This window comes from Cellvibrio sp. UBA7661 (genome assembly GCA_002483365.1).
Classification (GTDB): domain Bacteria; phylum Pseudomonadota; class Gammaproteobacteria; order Pseudomonadales; family Cellvibrionaceae; genus Cellvibrio.
Window position 1 is genome coordinate 293,795 of record DLHT01000017.1, and the last position, 19,099, is coordinate 312,893.

Genomic DNA, 19,099 nt, shown 5'->3' on the forward strand with positions numbered 1-19,099 from the left:
CCCAACATGACCATGCATCCGCAACCACCAAAACACGTGCATCGTTGATTGGTTTTTCGTATTCACGAAAAATGTGCCTTTTGCGATTACGAATGTTGCGGTTCGCAAGCTCAACAGCAGCCTCCATTAAGCCCAGCCTACGTGCTGGTTTGCTTTTCGTTTTTAATTTCTTCCTCTACTTTTACTTCGTATTTTTTGCTTGATAATTGCCAATAAATTTGAGTGCTACCTATTATCAATGAAAATAGAAGACCAAGGATTGATACCCAATATGATGTTTTTGAATCGGAAAGGTATTCGTCAACGAGTTGGTTTTTTGAGTGAAGTTCATCTGCGATATTATTGATGTCATTCGATATTTTTGAATAATCTTCTTCCGACTTTATGCGGATGTTGACAAATAGGTCTCGTTGTGAATTTTGAAGCTTATCAAATGGATTGGTTTCTTCATGTTCAGAAATTACCAAATCTATTTTCGATAAAATAGATTTCTCTTGGTTTATTAACGCATTTATTTTTATATCTTCAAGTACAGATGAAAGTGGAACATTTTTAGGGTAATAGTTATTTTTATTGTTTGCTAAGGCATCCGATAATGTGAAGTCGGGTGTTTGAGACAAGAGTGCGTGTTTTATTGATCTCAAATTACCATCATTTGAGATGATGGCTTTTAGCTGATCTTGCGTGTTTTTTTTATTAATAAGTTGTTCTTGTGTTATGAAAAAGCTATATCCAAATGCACCAACAAAAGTGGGTATTCCTAATAGGCATATACTTAATATTGCTCGGCTAAATACGCCGAGAGTAAAAGATCTAGCTGTAGAATGATCTTTATCTACTAATATAACTTTCATTTTTTCTACTCATTAAAAAACCGCCATTCAGCCCCACCAGAAAACATCTGACAAAACTCAATAGCGGTTCAGGTTTATTCACTCCGGAATATGTAATCCGTTCGTAATGGTTCCCCGCGAGCGGGGATGACACCGAATTAAAAAATAATTTTTAATCCCAAGAAAGCGCCCCACCAGTCTGATATTCAATCACTCTTGTCTCAAAGAAATTCTTCTCCTTACGCAAATCCATAATCTCACTCATCCACGGGAATGGGTTTTGTGCGCCGGGGAATTGTTCTTTTAAGCCGAGTTGTGAGCAGCGGCGGTTGGCGATGAAGTGGAGGTATTCTTCCATCATGGCGGCGTTCATGCCGAGTACGCCGCGTGGCATTGAGTCGCGCGCGTATTGGATTTCCAATTCGGTGCCTTCCAAAATCATTTGGATTACTTCTTGTTGGAACTCTGCGCTCCACAAGTGCGGGTTTTCCAATTTGATTTGGTTGATGACATCGATACCAAAATTCAAATGCATGGATTCATCGCGCAGGATGTATTGGAATTGTTCGGCAACGCCGGTCATTTTGTTGCGGCGGCCCATGCTGAGGATTTGGCTGAATCCGCAGTAGAAGAAAATACCTTCAGTCACTACGTAGAATGCAACCAGGTTGCGCAGCAATTCCTGGTCGGTTTCTGGTGTGCCGGTGGTGAAGGTTGGATCGCCCAAGGTTTGGGTGTGCTTCAAGCTCCACGCGGCTTTGTTCGCAACGCTTGGCAATTCGCGGTACATGTTGAAGATTTCGCCTTCATCCATACCGAGCGATTCAATGCAGTATTGATACGCGTGAGTGTGGATCGCTTCTTCAAATGATTGACGCAAAATGTATTGGCGACATTCAGGGTTGGTGATCAAACGATAAATCGCGAGTACCAAGTTGTTAGCAACCAATGAGTCAGCAGTTGAGAAGTAACCGAGGCTGCGCATCACGATGCGGCGCTCGTCATCGGTCAAGCCGTCTTTGCTTTTCCAGGTGGCGATGTCAGCGGTCATGTTCACTTCTTGTGGCATCCAGTGGTTAGAGCAACCATCCAGATATTTTTGCCATGCCCAGTCGTATTTGAACGGAACGAGTTGGTTCAAATCCGCGCGGCAGTTGATCATGCGCTTTTCATCAACCTGAATACGCGCAGCGCCCATTTGCAATTCTTCAAGGCCCGGTGCCGGATCAAGCGCCGCGAGATTTGCGCGCGCTTTTGCGAGCTCAGGGCTAATGCCTGCTTCTTTCGCTGCATCGGCAAAGCTGGTGTTTACCACGGTATTCTGAGGTGCAGCGGCTTGTGCTTGGGCAACTTGTGCAGGCTGCGCTTGTGATGCAGCAGGTTTATTTAAATTGGCTGCAATCGCTTCTTGGCGTGCGGTTTCTTTTGCTGCTTCTTCGGTATCAAAATCGTCCCAACTTAACATGGTGTTCCTCGTTCTCTCTGTTTGGTTTCTACCCTCACCCTAGCCCTCTCCCAGAGGGAGAGGGGACTGGATCGCGCAAGGTTTTAGTCTGCGCGTATATCACCAGGTGAGCGCTTTATTCCCCTCTCCTGTGGGAGAGGGGCTAGGGGTGAGGGCCTACTGGCACGCCTCGCAATCCGGATTATCAATCGAACAAGCCAAAGGCACTGGCGCTGCTTGGGCAAAGCTCGCTGCTTCTACTTCTGATACGGCAGGTTTTGCTGCAGCAGGTGCTGCGGATAAACCGCCTGCGCCACCGGATGATACCGCGTTCAATGCGCCGGTATTGATGGTGGATTTTTCAGTAGTGGTTGCTGCCAAGGCACGCAGGTAATACGTAGTCTTTAAGCCAGAGAACCATGCCATGCGATAAGTAATGTCTAATTTTTTACCGTTAGCGCCAGCGATGTACAGGTTCAAACTTTGCGCCTGGTCGATCCACTTCTGGCGACGGCTTGCTGCTTCCACAATCCAGCGTGGTTCCACTTCAAATGCGGTGGAATAAATCGCTTTCAAATCGGCAGGAATGCGATCAATTTTTTGCAGCGAACCTTCGTAATATTTCAAATCGTTAACCATTACCGCATCCCACAATCCACGCGCTTTTAAATCGTGAACGAGGTGCGGGTTAACCACGGTGAATTCGCCGGAGAGGTTGGATTTCACATACAGGTTTTGGTAGGTCGGCTCAATCGATTGGGTAACGCCAGTGATGTTGGAAATGGTTGCTGTTGGGGCAATCGCCATCACGTTGGAGTTGCGCATACCTTTCGCTTTCACTTCAGTGCGCAGGGTGTCCCAATCAAAGGTTTTGCTGCGATCTACTTTGATGTAATTCTCGCCGCGGTTTTGTACCAGCAATTCAATAGAGTCGATGGGCAATACGCCTTTGCTCCACAGTGAGCCTTCAAAGGTTGAATACTTGCCGCGCTCTTGCGCCAGTTCGCACGACGCTTTGATCGCGTAGTAGCTCACTGCTTCCATTGAGGTATCGGCAAAATCAACCGCTTGTTGTGAGCTGTAGGCGATGCGTTGTTCGTACAGCGCATCCTGGAAGCCCATGATGCCCAAACCGATTGGACGATGGCGCAGGTTGGACTGCTTGGAGGTCGCCACGGCGTAGTAGTTAATATCGATCACGTTATCCAGCATGCGGATTGCGGTTTTAACGGTGCGCTCGAGTTTTGCTTGATCGAGCTTGCCATCAACAATGTGTTGCGCCAGGTTAACGGAGCCGAGGTTACATACCGCGATTTCATCGTTGGCTTTAGTGTTCAGCGTGATCTCGGTACACAGGTTGGATGAGTGCACCACACCGGCATGTTGTTGCGGGCTGCGCAGGTTGCATGGGTCTTTAAAGGTGATCCATGGGTGACCGGTTTCAAACAGCATGCCCAACATTTTGCGCCACAGGTCTAATGCGCGCACGGTTTTGAATACTTTGATTTTGCCCGCTGCAGCTTCACGCTCGTAGTGCTCGTAGCGCTCTTCAAACGCTTTGCCGTACAGGTCGTGCAGGTCAGGTACATCGTTAGGCGAAAACAGGGTCCACTCTTTGTCATCGAATACGCGCTTCATGAATGCATCAGGCACCCAGTTGGCGGTGTTCATGTCGTGGGTACGGCGACGGTCATCACCGGTGTTTTTGCGCAACTCAAGGAATTCCTCGACATCCATATGCCAGGTTTCCAAATAGGCACACACAGCGCCTTTGCGCTTGCCACCCTGGTTTACTGCTACGGCGGTGTCGTTCGCTACTTTTAAGAAGGGAACCACACCTTGTGATTTACCGTTGGTGCCTTTGATGTAAGCGCCCAGAGCGCGTACTGGTGTCCAGTCATTACCCAAGCCGCCCGCGAATTTGCTGAGCATGGCGTTGTCTTGCATTGCACCGTAAATACCGTGCAGGTCATCGGGTACGGTGGTCAGGTAGCAAGAGGACAACTGCGGGCGCAAAGTGCCTGAGTTGAACAGGGTTGGGGTAGAGCTCATGTAATCGAACGAAGAGAGCAGGCGATAGAATTCAATCGCGCGGTCTTCTTTTTGCTCTTCCTGAATCGCGAGGCCCATGGCTACGCGCATAAAGAATATTTGCGGCAGTTCGATGCGGGTGTCGTTGCTGTGGATGAAGTAACGGTCATACAGGGTTTGCAGGCCGAGGTAGGTGAATTGCAGGTCGCGCTCGGCGATCAATGCTTTGCCCAGTTTTTCCAAGTCGAAATTCAACAGCTCTGGCGATACCAGCTCCAGCTCAACGCCTTTTTTGATGTACAGCGGCAGGGTTTGCGCGTACAGGGTTTCCATATCGGCTTGGGTGGCAGAGGTTGCAACACCAAAGAAGCTCAGGGCTTCGGCGCGCAGTTTGTCCATCAGCAAGCGGGCGGTCACAAACGAGTAGTTGGGTTCTTTTTCAACCAGGGTGCGGGCAGTGATCACCAGCGAGGTATTCACATCTTTTTCTTCTACACCATCGTAAAGGTTACGCATGGCTTCATCGAGAATCGCTCTCTCTTCTACGCCCGCCAAACCGGCACAGGCTTCATGCACGATGGTACGCATACGGGCGATGTTCAAAGGCGCGCGGGTGCCATCGGCCAGCAATACGTTCAGGCTAGGGTAATCCGGATCGGGTTCTTGTGAGGTCGCTTGTTTTTGCGCGCGCAGGCGGGCGTGCTCTTCGCGGTAGAGTACGTAATCGCGTGCGACTTTTTGCTCGCCGGAGCGCATCAGGATCAGCTCAACCTGGTCCTGGATCTCTTCAATATGGATAGTGCCGCCAGAGGGCATACGGCGTTTAAAGGTGGCAGTAATTTGCTGGGTCAGGCTGCTCACAGTTTCGTGCACACGGGTAGACGCAGCCGCAGTGCCGCCTTCTACCGCCAAAAACGCCTTGGTCATGGCGACAGCAATTTTGCTGGCATCGAAGGGAACCACCGTTCCGTTGCGCTTGATCACACGCAATTGTCCTGGCGCGGTTGCCGTCAGGCTCGACGAGCCGCCATGGATGTCGTGTTGGACGTTGGTTGTACCGGTGGTTTGTTCAATGTCAGTTTGCATAGACGTCTCCCGCGTGAGGTCATTCCTGGTTGAATTTGCTACGTAATAAAAAAGTGTTGGGTATTGCTAGCTAGCGTTTGCGATCTTGCTGACCCGCTGGATGGCGTTTGTATCGGCCATCTGGTTATTAAAATCAGGGTCCAGAACACCGTTTTCTGCGATTTTATGACCACTAGATATAGTGGTCAGCTTGCAGCCGTTTGTGCCCATACTACTGATGCCCGCCAATGAAGGATGAATCATCGCACTGGCCGTTAACATAACGCTGCTTTTCAGCACACATTGTGATTAACGTTCAATTGGGTCAAAAATTTGCTTGACGATTTGCCCGCCAAGGGATAGGTGCTGCTTGTAGGTTTAACCTAAGCAATACCTATATCTAGGGGTAAATCGTGAATGGGCTACAAGATAATGCGGTTGGGGGTTTTATGCAAGCTTGACAACCTGTGGATAAGATGTGGGTGACAGGGGTAAAAACTGGGGGCAAGTCGCGCTAACGCCTTGAACCAAGGGCAAATGCAGCATTCGCGCGACTCATAATAAAAATGACAGATGTTCAATTGATTTAGATTTTTTTGGCATACATTGGCGGGGCGATTATGACTACATCTTGTGTTTGTGTTTTTTTGGTGAAATAACGCTTCTGCATCCAATAAAAAAAGGGGCCTAAGCCCCTTGATATGCCCCACATCCCGGTTGGTTTGTTCTCCACATCCCTGTGGTGCCGTCTTTTTATGGTGAGTGAGTGTTGGTAAGACGGTTATGTCCGGCAACATTTACGATCCAATCATGCCGCCGTCATTCTTGGTCACAATCACTGTGGCAGAGCGGGGGCGGGCAGTACCGCCTTCTGGCCAGTGGCTGGTGAAGTTGGTTGATGTAGAGCGGTCACCGGGGTGTTGGATATTCACAAACAGAGTTTTCATATCCGGTGTACCGGTCACGCCAGTCACTTCTGCATCGATTGGCCCAACAAAGAAGCGCTTCACTTGTTTGGTTACCGGGTCGGCGGCCAGCATCTGGTTGTTGCCGTAAGGGCCGGTGCCTTGCTGGCTGCCGCTCATGTCGGTTTGAATCCAGAGCACGCCGCGCGAATCAATCCACAGGCCGTCGGGGCTGGCAAAGTGGTTGTCTGCAGTCAGGGTGACAGCTTTATCGCCAGTGCCAGTGGTGGTGCCTACATCGCCACCCAGCAGGAAGATGTCCCACTTAAAGGTGGTTTTGCCAGCTTCTTCATTCCAGCGGATGATGTGGCCAGTGGCGTTGTTGGCGCGTGGGTTGGCGGCATCAATTTGCTCAGCGGTACGGCTGGTGTTGTTGGTGAGAGTGAAATACACCTCGCCGGTTTCCGGATGTACAGCACCCCATTCAGGGCGATCCATTTTGGTGGCGCCCATGATGTCGGCGGCCAAACGGGTGTTGATCAACAAATCAGCCTGGTTTGCAAAGGTCACACCAGCGGTAGCTGCCTTGGCAGTGAAGGTGCTGTTGGTGATATCTAGCGGCAGCCACTCACCGGTGCCATCGGCATTGAACTTGGCAACATAGAGTACGCCGCTGTTCAGCAGCCAACCGCCAGCCGTCGCTTTATGGAAAGGTTCGGCAGAGACAAATTTATAGATGTATTCGTTTTGTGAGTCATCGCCTGAGTAGCACACTACAGGTTGGCCTTCGACTGCGGGGGCGAAGATCACACCTTCATGGCCAAAACGGCCAAGAGCGGTACGTTTTTGTGGACGGGCTTCCGGGTCAAATGGATCGATTTCTACCATCCAGCCAAAAGTGTTTGGCTCGTTGCGGTAGTCGTCCAGTGCGGTTGCTCCTTTGGTCGATGCATCAAAGCGCACGTATTCATCCGCACCTGAGTCTGCCAATTCCCAGAAGTAGCGGCCATTTTTGGTGCTTACACCGTAACGCTTGTGTTCGCGTGGCTGGGTTGCATCTTTATTAACAAAGTAACCTGCCCAGTTTTCTTCAGCGGTGAGGTAAGTATTCCAAGGGGTATAGCCCATACCACAGTTATTCAGGGTGCCGCGGGTAGCGGTGCCATTTGGACTGTACTTGGTGGCAAGTTTTGCATAGCCGGCAGCGGGGCCACGGATATCCATTGGCGTTGCACCGGTGATACGGCGATTGAATGGGCTGCCGTTAACGACTTCCCAGTTGCTGCCATTCTTTTTAATGTGAATCACACTCACACCGTGACCGGCGATTTCTTTGCGTACTTCATCGGCAGGGCGGGTTGCACCAAGGGTTGCACCATTGGGGTGGAAAATTTTGTCATCCAGATATTCATGGTTCATCACCAGCAAACCTTCGCTGGAATTGGTGCCGGTGGTTTTGGCATCCATCGGGAAAAAGTGCACGCCATCGTGATGTGCGCCCACTTGTTGTTCCTGATCGGCACCGGTGTTGCTGGCATCGCCTTTATAGGCAGGCATAGTGCCAGTCAGCGGCGTGCCCCAAGGGACGAATGCAGTCGCGGTATAACCTTCAGGAACGGTAATCGCATCGTTACGGTTGGTGGCGATAGCAGTAAAACCAAGCAGGGGAGCCAGTGACGATGAAGAACTGGAGCTGCTGGAAGATGCCGGGGCACTTGAGCTGGATGCGCTTGAAGAACTGTTACTTTTTTTGTCGTCATCGTCGCCACCACAGGCGACCAGGCTTGCGCCCATAAAAGCAGCCACTGCAGTGCTCAGGCTACCTTTCAAGAATTGGCGGCGCTGGGTCATCACTTCGGCAAAAGTAGTGTTGTTGGAATTGTTCGACAAAGGCTCAATGCCGGAATTGTCGATCTCATAAATAGTATGGTCGGTCATCGGTTGCTTCCTGTTGTTTTCTTGAAGGGGATTCAGATGCAAGGATTAAAGCGACGCTCTATGTCAGTTAGACGACAGTTTTTTGAAGATTTGGTAACAGTCTGATGACGTTGTGCCTGCAGAGTACGGAATTAGGGGGCGGCTTGGCAGATTGCACTGATTACCCCGGCGGGTAAATCTGCTAACCTTGGCGACAACGATCAGTAACAAGATTAATGAAAACGATTAATTAAAAATCAGCGTGATATGGAATCCAGCGTGGAATCAGTGCAATCAGATTATTCAGTGTATCGCAGTGTAATTAGCGATCTATTAAACGGCAAAGAACAATTGCCCAGTCTGCCGTCTATTACCTTTGAAATCCGCAAGGCGATGGGGCAGCAAGACCTGTCTATGGTCGAACTCAGTAAGTTATTAGCGAAAGATCCCGCGTTGTCTGCAGTCTTGTTGAAATACGCTTCCAGTCCATTAGTGGGCAGCCAAACACCACCGCAAAATCTTCTCGATGTGATTCGTCTGTTAGGGATGAATCAGGTGGAGCGCATCACCATGGTGCATTCCATCAAGAGTTTATTTTCTGTTCACTCGGTGAAACATAAGCGTTTGTTTATGGAGGCCTGGCGTCGCTTGGCATTAAAGGCGAGTTTGAGTACCTATATTGCCAAGCACCTGCATTTAAAAAACGTCTTGCCCGATAACGTACTCATGGCGGCGCTGCTGAGTGAAGTAGGAACGCTGGCAGTATTGTCAGCCTTTAAAAATTCCGAGCAGACTCCAGATATTCCCGCCTATGTTTCGCTCTGCCGCGAGTATGCAAAATCACTGGGTGTGATCACGCTTAAACAGTGGCAGGTAGATGAGCAATATCTAAAAGTAGTGCAGGAAATTGGCAACTGGACCGGCGAAAACCCGGGCCCGCCTAATCTCACCGATCTCATTAATTTGGGTTTGTATCACTCACTCAAACTCACCCACACCAAAACTGATTTGCCGCCCATTCAAGAATTGACGGCCTATAAAAAATTGGAAGCGCCAGAAAATTCTGTGGTTGCCGGTGGCCTTACGTTTGTGATGACCAACGTGCAGGAAATCAAAATGGTAGCGAAAAGTTTGTTCTAAACATTTTCGCTACCATTTACCCCGACATCCAAATCAGACCGTATAGATAGCGCAGTGTGATTTGGGTTAATGGGTTTTGAATTGTTTCACTGCTTCACCTAATACCGTAGCAAGGCGATCCAGCCCATTACTGGATTGGGTGATGGTGCGAGCCTCTTGCTCGGCCAGGTTAGCCGACTGGGTAATACGCTCAAAGTTTTTGTTGATCTCTGCTGCCACTGCCGATTGCTGTTCTGCGGTAGTTGCGATTTGGGTATTCATATCATTGATGCGTGTCACTGAGGCATTGATTGCTTTCAATGCATCGCCCGCGCGACGCGCTTGGTCCACACTTAAGCCCGCTTGCTCTTGTCCCTGTTTCATAACGTCTACTGCCTGCTGGGAGCCGTCTTGCATGCGCTGGATCACCTCTTGAATCTGGCGGGTAGACTGCTGGGTTCTACTGGCCAGGCCGCGCACTTCATCGGCCACTACCGCAAAGCCACGCCCTTGTTCACCGGCGCGTGCGGCTTCAATAGCTGCGTTTAACGCGAGTAAGTTTGTTTGTTCGGCAATACCTTGAATGACCTCCAACACTGAACCGATTTCACGGCTGCCGGCCGAAAGGTTATCAATCACTTGCGCTGCTTCACCCACTTTGCCCGCCAGTTGCAAAATGGTCTGTTGGGTCTTATCCACTTCTTGCTGGCCAGCAAGGAAATCGCTCATGGCCGTTTGCGCCACGCTTGCTGCTTGGTTGGTGTGTTGAGCCACATCAATAACGCTGCTGGCCATTTGTTGAATGGCTGAAGCGCCGCGTTCGGTTTCCTTTTTTTGTTGGCCAATCAGAATTTCATTTTGTTCAGATGTATGCAGCAAATCACGCGATGCCGACATTAAATCTGCAGCGGCTTTCATGGTGCTATTGGTCATGTGATTCAGGTGGCTATTTAATTTGTGCAGTGCATTCATGATGCTATTGGGTTTGGACGTATCCAATTGCAAACGTAAATCACCATCGGCGATCTGGTTGATAATAGACGCGGCTTTTTCTGGCTCGCCACCCAAAATCTGCAGTAAACGTTGCACTGTAAGATAAGAAAAGACGGAACCGATCACCACAGAAAGCGCGGTAATAATCAACATAAACCATTGGAAATTATTGGTTTCATCCCGCACGGATGTCACTGTGCTTTGAATCACTTTTTCTTGTTCATCAATCAGTGCATTAATACTTTCGAGCCACTGCGCATAAGAAGGCGATACTTCTGTCAATAAAAAACGCCGCGCTTGTTCAAAATCACCCGCGTTGATTTGATTTGTGGCCTGCTCTGTTAATGCCAGAGTTTTTTGCTCGATATTTTTGATCGCCGCTAGCAGTGCCAACTCTTCTTTATTGCTGCCATTTTTGGCGGCATAGAGTCTGTCCAACACACGGGCAGATTCCTGATAAAACTGATCGAGCTTCGCAATATCGGCAAAGTGTTTTTGGCTGAGATTGATATCCCCCTCCAGTACCGCATCGCGAATAGAGATGGCTCTATCGTGCACGCTGCCACGAAAGTTAATCGCTTGACGCTGTTCTACCGACGTCTGTTCGGCAACTTTGGTCAGCAAAGTATCGGCGTTATTGATTTTGACAACGCCAATCGCGGTGGTTAATACCATCAGTAATAACAAGAGTAAAAAGCCAAGATATAAACGATTGATCACTTTCATAGAATGGTTTCACCAGGTTGCGTGGTTTATAAGGCTTTATAGGAATAGTGGGTAATGTTGAGATTGCACTCAACTCGTCCGACTAAACGATAGGTGATGAATCATGTGTCAACCAGTGCGATTGCCTTTATCGCACAAATAAATATTTTCAATGAACTGAAAGTACAGATAGCACGTAAGCGAGGGCCAGTAAGTGAAGGCGAGCAAGAATGACAAGCAGGGATGAGCAGTGCAAAAGTCAGGGCAGCGAGGTGTGTGCGCTAGCCTGATGTATCGAGCACGCTTGGGATTAACTATCAGGAATGATTCTTGGAGTGAAGCGCCCGCGCCAGTTCGATCACCGACAAAGGCGCGGAGCCTTCCGCTTTATTACTCAGCGTGACAAATACATTTTGCCCGCCGTTTGCGGTGCCGCGAATGACGTTTGCTAATGCCATGCGCGTTTCGGTATCCGGGTCGATGATTTTATCGTAAGGCTCATAGGCGTCTTTTGCCTCTTCATAACCAAACGCACCGTGCACCGGGTTTAAATTCCAGCGGCACACCAACGGCCCCGGCCAGAGCGCGCGCAGAATCGGGAGCTGCTCGCTAATGCGCGGCATTTTGGCGTGAAGCCCCATGCAGTAGGTGGCACCGGTATCGCGCAAAGCGTTCACAAATTGCGGCGTTAGCCACTGCGGATCGCGCACTTCGACGGCGACAACGCCATCGGGCGCGGTATTTTTCAAGTTGGGGATCGATGCCAATAACTGATGCAAACGGTCAATCAATTTCGGCATCTGCGCGAGCCAATGACCGGGCAGGGGGCTGATCTGAAAAACCAATGCCCCCAATTTATGTTGCAAGCCTTCCAGTGCAGGTTCAACAAACATCTGCACTGCTTCTTCTGCATTTAAAAAATGCGCGTTGGGTCGCATGCCTCTGCCAGTTTCATCGCGAACCAAGGCATCGGTAATCAAACTCGGCGCTTTCACCACAAAACGAAAATCATCACTCACTTGCGATGCATACTGCGCGAACTGCGCAACATTGAGTGGGCGATAAAAACTGCGGTCGATACTCACGGTGCGGAACAGCGGATGTTTGTCGTAAGCCGCCAGCCCATAGCGCGACAAATTGGTCTCGGCGTATTCACCATTCCACACCAATCCATTCCAGCCCGGATAATTCCATGACGATGTTCCCAGCCGCAGATGCGACGGCAGTGAATCTGCCAGTGCAATCCATTCCGGGTCAGGAACAACCGGCTCCACAGATTTACCTGATTTTTTAGCGGGTTTTGCCGAGCGATCTTGTGGTTCACCGAAGAGAGAATCTTGCATATCCAAATCACTTGAAGCTGATGGTCATTGAGGCTAAGGAAGGATATAGAAGAGGTTTTTGGATGTCAGCTTTTACTAACATTTAATCAAAACAATCCCTTCAGCGTTGAGTCCGGCACATCAAGCATTTTTTTATTTCTTATGGGAATAAAAAGTATGATCTGAAATATCGTGTTATTTGTTTTTGGGCTAGAACAGTCTAGGCTTATCGATGTTTATTTACTTTGTTGAACATAACTATGAGTGCTTGGGGTACAAGTATGGCACGGTTGATATCTGGAAGCTCTTCGCAGTTCAAAATCTCTTTTGCTATTGCGCACCCTTGTCTGCGTGCGTTGTTTTTCTGGGTTGCATTAGCCCTGTCGATTCCAATTGCTTATGCAGCGGCTCCAGCAGACGAGAATTATGATGACGATAGTGGCGTTACATTTGATAACACGGACAGTTTCACTTCTGATGGTGTGAAATACACGATAACTGGCAGTGCAGGTCCTTATAGTTCACACACCTACAACGGCAATATATCTGCACCTTCTGGTTCTGCTTTGGGAAATAATGGAGCAGATTACTACATACAATTTGATACTGTGCCACTCGGTGGTGTTGCGAGCATTAAAATTGAAGCTGCAGATAACAGCTATTTCAAACTTGCTGGTTTAAGTATTGATGCAATAGCTGACGGAAATATAACAATCACGCCTTATGATGGAGTAATTGCCGGTACCGCAATTAATTATACAAGCAATGGTAGCTTCATTACGCATGAAAACATCGATCTTTCTGCGAACGCTAATTTTCAAAATATAAATAGCTTCACAATATCAGGTAGTAACCTGGTGCTGAATCTCGATGACATCAACTTTGAATCTGCTGTTATCCCTTCACCCATCATCACCTCTGTTAGCTACGACGCTTTCACCGGCACATTAGCTGTTACCGGCACCAATATCACCAATGGAGGTACTATCGACGTTAGCAAGCTGACTTTAACCGGCCAAGCCGGTGGTACCTATACGCTGACTTCATCCAATGTTACATCTGCTAGTACAACCTCCTTTTCAGTCACTCTTAACGCCGCAGATAAAATCAATGTTAATGGTTTGCTCAACAAAAATGGTGCAACGGCGGTGGGTGGTACTACCTATAACTTAGCAGCTGCAGCCAATTGGGATGTTACCGGCGCAGCGCCTGCAGATCTCACTGGAAACGCCGTAACTGTCAGTAATGTGAGTCCCCCAACAATTACATCTTCTACCTATGATGCAAGCACAGGTGTTCTTAGTGTTACTGGCGCTGGTTTGGTCAAAACGTCAGGAGCATCTAATGACATCACTGTGTCCAAACTTACGTTTACCGGCGAGGGTGGAGCTACATACGCGTTAACATCGAGTGATGTTGAAATTGATTCCGCCACCAGCTTTTCAGTGACGCTCAACGCTACCGACAAGGGCGCTATTAACCAAATCGTCAATAAAAACGGCACCAGCTCTACAGGCGGTACAACCTACAACCTTGCGGCTGCTGATGATTGGAATAGTGTCATTGGAAATACTGATACATCAGATGCCACGGGTAACGGTATTACCGTTAGCAATGTGGCGGTGCCGACCATTATCAGTGCTGCCTACGATGCCTCCACCGGCGGGTTGGTAGTAACGGCTACAGATTTGTTGAAAGTAAGTGGCGCGACCAACGACATAGTAGCCAATAAATTCACGTTCACTGGACAGGGAGGTGCTACTTATACCCTGACGAATACAGCCAATGTTGAAATTACATCGGGTACTAGTTTTACCTTGATACTCAGTGCAACTGATCGTAATGCGGTTAACTTGCTATTGAATAAAAACGGTACCAGCTCAATAGGAGGCACTACCTATAATCTGGCAGCCGCTGAAGATTGGAATGCAGGTGCAAATTCAGCAGTGGTTATTGCTGACACCAGTGGCAATGGCGTGACGGTAAGCAATGCTCCCACTGTTCCCGGCGCTCCAACCATAGGCGCAGCCACGGCCAGCGATGGCCAAGCCTCGGTCGCCTTTACTGCGCCTGTGAATGACGGCGGTGAGTCCATCGATAGTTATGAAGTGATTCCCAGCCCTGCCGTGGCGGGTGGTCCGTTCACAGGCAATGGTTCACCGATTCTCATCACAGGTCTTACCAACGGCACTGCCTATACCTTTACTGTCACCGCGACGAATGCCATCGGAACCAGTGTTGCTTCCGGTGCATCAAACGCGGCAACTCCCAAGGCCGATCAGGTAATTACGTTTGCCGATCCGGGTGCCCAAAACTTTGGTACCACACCCAACTTGTCGGCGACCTCAGACTCGGGGCTCACTGTCACTTTCTCATCGTCTACTACCGGGGTGTGTACGGTAAGTGGAGTGGCTCTGACCTTTGTGACAGCAGGCACTTGTACGATTGATGCCGACCAAACGGGCAATGCAGCGACCAATGCTGCCCCGACCGTAACCCATTCTTTTGCAGTGAATGCCATAGTTCCCGGTGCACCCACCATCGGCACTGCAACTGCAGGCGATACAGAAGCGAGCGTGAGTTTTGTTGCGCCTGCGAGCACGGGTGGCGCGGCGATTACCGGTTATACGGTGACGTCAAACCCCGGTGATCTGACAGGTACTGGTGCTGGTTCACCCATTACCGTAACGGGTCTGGCCAACGGTGTTAGTTACACCTTTACCGTGACCGCAACCAACTCGGCGGGTACCGGCGCTGCTTCTGTGGCATCGAATTCGATTATCCCTGCTTCGCCGCAAACCATCACCTTTAACGACCCCGGAGCACAGACCTTTGGGGCTACACCAACGCTGACAGCAAGTTCGTCGGCAGGCGGTGGTTATGTTGTCACCTTCACCTCATCCACCACCAGCGTGTGTACGATTACCAGTGGCGGGATACTGACGTTCATCAGCGCGGGTACCTGTACCATCAACGCGGATCAGGCGGGCGATTCATCCTACTTGCCAGCAGCCCAGGTGAGCCGTTCGTTCACTGTTAACCCTGCAGTGCCCGGTGCGCCAACCATAGGGACTGCAGTTGCTGGTGATACCCAGGCGAGCGTAGCCTTTACAGCACCGGTCAATACCGGTGGTACGAGTATCACCGGCTACACGGTGACGGTGAGCCCGCCGGATGTTGGTCCGGTAAACGGTGCCTCTTCTCCGATAGTGGTGACCGGTTTGACCAACGGGCAGGCCTATACCTTTACCGTGACGGCAAGTAACGTGGCCGGTGCCAGCCCTGCATCGGGCGCATCCAACTCGATTACGCCCAAGTCGATCCAGACGATTACCTTTACTAACCCGGGGCCGCGCAACTTTGGTACTACGCCAACGCTGATAGCGACCACCGATGCAATCGGTTTGACGCCGACGTTTACCTCATCGACCCCCGCCGTGTGTACCATCACCTCGGGCGGTGCGTTAACCTTTGTATCTGCTGGTACTTGTACGATCAATGCCGATCAGGCGGGCGATGGGACCTATCTGGCTGCCCCCCAGGTGACCAATAGCTTCACTGTGAACGCCGTAGTTCCCGGTGCGCCAACGATGGGTACCGCAACGGCGGGCAATACCCAGGCAACCGTGACCTTTAGTGCGCCTGCCTCCAATGGCGGTTCAGCAATTACCGGCTACACCGTCACCGCTAACCCCGGTGGTGCAACAGTGAATGGTGCTGGCTCACCGGTCACCTTCACCGGCCTGACCAACGGTACGGCCTATACCTTTACGGTTGCTGCGACCAACAGCGTGGGCACAGGTGCGGCTTCGGGTTCTTCCAATGCGGTAACGCCGTCAGTCCCGTCAAACAATGCGCCGGTGATTACACAGGGCGGTTCTGTCAGCGTCACCATGAGTGAAGACGGCACTCCGACACCTTTTGCCCTGAGCCTCAGCGCAACCGACAGTGACAACGACACCCTGACCTGGAGCATCACCAGTCCTGCCCAAAACGGCAGCGCCAGTGTGTCCGGCGGTAGCGTCAGCTATACCCCAACGGCTAATTTCAATGGCAGCGACAGCTTTACTGTTCAGGTCAGTGATGGCAGTGCAACGGCCAGTACCAGCGTCAGTGTCACCGTCACACCGGTGAACGACGCTCCGGTGATCAGTGGTACCCCATCCACCAGTCTGGATCAGGACACGGCTTACCGCTTTACCCCAACCGCCAGCGATATTGATACCGCCGATGTGCTGACCTTCAGCATCACCAACAAACCCACCTGGGCGAGTTTCAATACGGCAACTGGTGCTCTGACCGGAACGCCGGCAGGAACCGATAGCGGCAAAACCACCGGTATTGTGATTAGCGTGAGCGACGGCACCACCAGCACCGCGTTGCCGGCGTTTGATATTGAGGTCATCTCCACCATCGACCCACTGCAACCTATCGTTACCGCACCTGCAGAGCTGAATGTGGATGCAACGGCTCTGAGTACATCTATCACCCTGCGCCAGTTATTGGGTGCAAGCCCCAATGCCTCACAGGCCGAGGTTGATGCAGCGATTAAAGCCTTGGCAAAAGACGGTGTATCCGGCAATGACTGTTGTACCACCACAGTAGAAGGGCTGACAGCAACCAACGCCTTGTTGCTCGCACCGGGCCGCCACGAGCTCAAATGGAAAGCCATCAATACAGTGGGTGTGAGCGGCGAGGCAGTGCAGGTTGTTAACATCAAGCCGCTGGTATCCCTGAGCCCATCGCAAATTGCAGTTCGCGGCAGTGACATTGAGTTCCGTGTCGTGCTCAACGGCCCGTCGCCGGTTTATCCGCTGGCTATTCCCTACGTCATTGATGCCGCAACCACGGCGACGGCAGCAGAACATAACCTGACTGGTGGCACAGCAACCTTTACTCAAGCTGGGCAGGTGGAAGTGGTGATCCCGGTAGCGCTTGCCGATGTAACAGGCTTCAGCGATAGCCAATTGGTTGTCGCACTGGGCTCCGGCATCAACAGCGGTGCCGTCAAAACGCACGTTGTCGATATCCGCTCCGGCAACGTACCGCCCGTGGTGAGCCTCAGCATTACCCAGGGTGGTATTAACACCAGCCTGGTATCGCCAACCGGCGGGTCGGTGACGGTAACCGCAACCGTGGTTGATGCCAACAAGGCCGACACCCATACCTTCGACTGGTCAGCGACCAGTGGTTTGGCCGATACGGACGGCGATCCCGCCAATGCCAGTAGAACCTTTGATCCAACAGGTTTAACCGGCAGCCATCAATTGAACGTCACAGTGGCAGATTCTGCAGGGGCGAGTGTTCGGTCATCAGCCTACTTCCGTGTGGTCAGTTCACTGCCAGTGTTGGATGTGAATACCGACACGGATCTGGACGGTATAAGCGATGCACTGGAAGGTACGGGTGATACTGACGACAACGGCATTCCGGATTATCTGGATAACATGCCTTCAAGCAATGTCCTGCCGCAGCAGGGTAATACCACCAACGCTTTCTTGATCGAGTGCGATCCGGGCGTGCGTTGTGGTTTGGGCTTGTTTGCCCGCAGCGGCGGCAGCGGTGGGGTACAGATATTGGATCAAGAGATCGGTACGTTGAATGATTTGATCGTTGACCCTGCCTTCGAGCCTGTGGGTGGCATCTTTGACTTCGCCGTCCGCGACTTGCCGACACCAGGGCAATCGGTGCGTGTGGTTATTCCACAGCGTTCGGCGATTCCTGCCAATGCGGTCTATCGCAAATATCAGCGCGGCCGCTGGGTAAACTTTATCAGCGATACCAACAATGCGGTGCACTCTACAGCAGGCAACCCCGGCTATTGCCCACCGCCCGGTGCTGCAGATTGGACACCCGGCTTGACCGCGGGCCATATGTGTGTGCAGTTAACCATTGAAGACGGCGGCCCGAACGATGACGATGGTTTGGTGAACTCGGCTGTCGTAGACCCGGGTGCAGTGAGCCAGGCGAAAGCCGTTGAGCCACCGGAACCCAAACCACCGAAGGAGGTTAAGACCAGCGGTGGTGGCGGTGCAGCAGGTGCATGGTTACTGCTCGGGCTTGGGCTTTTGTCACTGCGCAGGACGAGGAGTGTTAAAGCCATGAAAAAAGTCATTGCACTGCTCACCTTCGGCCTAGTTGCCTCAGGCACCCAGGCCAATCCGGCGGACAAGCTGCACCTGCGTATTGATGCCTATCAGGTCAGCGGCAGCCAGAAGGCCGGTGATTTTAACCCGGCCATGCAATCGGACTTCAACTACACGCTGAGCCAATACGATGTGGATCGCAACGGCTACCAACTGTCGTTAGGCTATGGATGGAATAAATTCACCTACACCGAAATAGGCTATCTGGATCTGGGCGATGTCACCGTCAACCTGATGCTCGATGGTGCCACCGATGAAACCGCCTTCGGCAATTCAGTCGCCGGCCATTACCCGATCACGGCAGATGGTATAACCCTGGTGCAGGGTTATATCTGGCACTTTGCAGACCACTGGCAATTATCCCCCGAGCTGGGTCTATTTATGTGGAGCGGTGATGTTGATACCAAAGGAGCCGGGTTCAACGTGAAATACGATGACAGCACCGATTTACTCACGGGCTTGCGTCTGGATTATCTCTTCAACGATCACATAGGTCTGGGTGCGGGTGCGCGCTACATCCGACTGGATGACCAACATGTGACCCTGTGGGGTGTATCGGGGCGGTTCAGTTTCTAAATCAGAATTGAATGAACATGCTGCAAAAAAATCCCGCTGTGTG

General features: G+C 50.9%; 9 protein-coding genes. 2 read left to right on the forward strand and 7 right to left on the reverse strand.

Going from position 1 to position 19,099, the window contains the following annotated elements; all coding sequences use genetic code 11:
- Positions 1–137 precede the first annotated feature (137 nt).
- From B2739_RS14525 to B2739_RS14545, 5 genes are all read right to left on the reverse strand, one after another.
- Positions 138–854 (reverse strand): hypothetical protein, encoded by a 717-nt coding sequence (locus B2739_RS14525; RefSeq protein ID WP_331346564.1) that lies wholly within the window; start codon positions 852–854, stop codon positions 138–140.
- Positions 855–1,005: 151 nt separating this feature from the next.
- Positions 1,006–2,298, reverse strand: a complete 1,293-nt coding sequence (locus tag B2739_RS14530; RefSeq protein WP_331346565.1) for a ribonucleotide-diphosphate reductase subunit beta — start codon at positions 2,296–2,298, stop codon at positions 1,006–1,008.
- A gap of 156 nt (positions 2,299–2,454) precedes the next feature.
- Positions 2,455–5,394, reverse strand: coding sequence for a ribonucleoside-diphosphate reductase subunit alpha (locus B2739_RS14535; protein ID WP_331346566.1), 2,940 nt, complete (start codon positions 5,392–5,394; stop codon positions 2,455–2,457).
- 66 nt (positions 5,395–5,460) lie between these two features.
- Positions 5,461–5,655 carry a hypothetical protein gene (locus tag B2739_RS14540; protein ID WP_331346567.1) on the reverse strand — a complete coding sequence of 65 codons (195 nt, stop codon included), beginning with the start codon at positions 5,653–5,655 and terminating at the stop codon, positions 5,461–5,463.
- 515 nt (positions 5,656–6,170) lie between these two features.
- A complete protein-coding gene (locus B2739_RS14545; protein WP_331346568.1) occupies positions 6,171–8,216 on the reverse strand; it encodes a PhoX family phosphatase in 2,046 nt (681 codons plus the stop codon).
- A 258-nt stretch (positions 8,217–8,474) separates the two neighbouring features.
- Between B2739_RS14545 and B2739_RS14550 the strand changes: the two genes are divergently transcribed.
- Positions 8,475–9,335, forward strand: coding sequence for an HDOD domain-containing protein (locus B2739_RS14550; RefSeq protein WP_331346569.1), 861 nt, complete (start codon positions 8,475–8,477; stop codon positions 9,333–9,335).
- A gap of 66 nt (positions 9,336–9,401) precedes the next feature.
- Here the strand turns inward: B2739_RS14550 and B2739_RS14555 are convergent, their stop codons facing one another.
- Together B2739_RS14555 and B2739_RS14560 are read right to left on the reverse strand one after the other, a co-directional pair.
- Positions 9,402–11,033, reverse strand: coding sequence for a methyl-accepting chemotaxis protein (locus B2739_RS14555; RefSeq protein WP_331346570.1), 1,632 nt, complete (start codon positions 11,031–11,033; stop codon positions 9,402–9,404).
- Positions 11,034–11,329: 296 nt separating this feature from the next.
- A complete protein-coding gene (locus tag B2739_RS14560) occupies positions 11,330–12,355 on the reverse strand; it encodes a DUF72 domain-containing protein (protein WP_331346571.1) in 1,026 nt (341 codons plus the stop codon).
- Positions 12,356–12,615: 260 nt separating this feature from the next.
- Here B2739_RS14560 and B2739_RS14565 point away from each other — a divergent pair, with 260 nt between their 5' ends.
- Positions 12,616–19,056, forward strand: a complete 6,441-nt coding sequence (locus tag B2739_RS14565) for a beta strand repeat-containing protein (RefSeq protein ID WP_331346572.1) — start codon at positions 12,616–12,618, stop codon at positions 19,054–19,056.
- Positions 19,057–19,099 lie beyond the last annotated feature (43 nt).

Bases quoted from the DNA above. Each gene is read 5' to 3' on its own strand.
- B2739_RS14555 (WP_331346570.1), bottom strand. From the start codon at position 11,033: ATGAAAGTGATCAATCGTTTATATCTTGGCTTTTTACTCTTGTTATTA.
- B2739_RS14530 (WP_331346565.1), bottom strand. From the start codon at position 2,298: ATGTTAAGTTGGGACGATTTTGATACCGAAGAAGCAGCAAAAGAAACC.
- B2739_RS14540 (WP_331346567.1), bottom strand. From the start codon at position 5,655: ATGTTAACGGCCAGTGCGATGATTCATCCTTCATTGGCGGGCATCAGT.
- B2739_RS14560 (WP_331346571.1), bottom strand. From the start codon at position 12,355: ATGCAAGATTCTCTCTTCGGTGAACCACAAGATCGCTCGGCAAAACCC.
- B2739_RS14545 (WP_331346568.1), bottom strand. From the start codon at position 8,216: ATGACCGACCATACTATTTATGAGATCGACAATTCCGGCATTGAGCCT.
- B2739_RS14535 (WP_331346566.1), bottom strand. From the start codon at position 5,394: ATGCAAACTGACATTGAACAAACCACCGGTACAACCAACGTCCAACAC.
- B2739_RS14525 (WP_331346564.1), bottom strand. From the start codon at position 854: ATGAAAGTTATATTAGTAGATAAAGATCATTCTACAGCTAGATCTTTT.
- B2739_RS14565 (WP_331346572.1), top strand. From the start codon at position 12,616: ATGGCACGGTTGATATCTGGAAGCTCTTCGCAGTTCAAAATCTCTTTT.